This window comes from Paraburkholderia sp. RL18-101-BIB-B (assembly GCF_046026985.1).
Taxonomy (GTDB): Bacteria; Pseudomonadota; Gammaproteobacteria; order Burkholderiales; family Burkholderiaceae; genus Paraburkholderia.
The window spans coordinates 1-373 of record NZ_JARESV010000221.1 but is presented as its reverse complement, the minus strand read 5'-3'; the positions used below and the strand labels follow the sequence as shown (position 1 = coordinate 373).

At 50.9% G+C, this 373-nt stretch carries 1 pseudogene; it reads left to right on the top strand.

The annotated features are described in order from the left end of the window. Positions 1 to 31 precede the first annotated feature (31 nt). Positions 32 to 373: pseudogene (locus tag P0D73_RS46825) on the top strand (hypothetical protein); the annotation flags it as partial.

Here is a 373-nt window from a genome sequence, read left to right as displayed (position 1 = left end):
AGAGACTCATCAGTTCTCCCGCGATAGGGTGATGGCTTTTCTAGCGAATTTGCGCGCTGCAGGCTGGAAGAGATTTATCGAACCTCATAGACCGCGAATTAACGGCAGACAGGCGTGGAATTATGCGGCTTCGCCCGCTGTGGATTGGATATATTCGCTGGATTCCACTTACACGCCGACTATGGAGGAATGGATACGGGCAAAAGGACAATCACCCACATGGATTTTTTATGCGGATGGCACCTATCTGGAGGTCTCCATTATGGAAAGCAATATGGGTGGCTTTGTCGGAAAGGGTACGTACCTTTTGGGTGCGAACGTAGAGAACGAGTACGCTTTTTATGGTCTTGGCTACTTCCCCGGCGACGCCGAG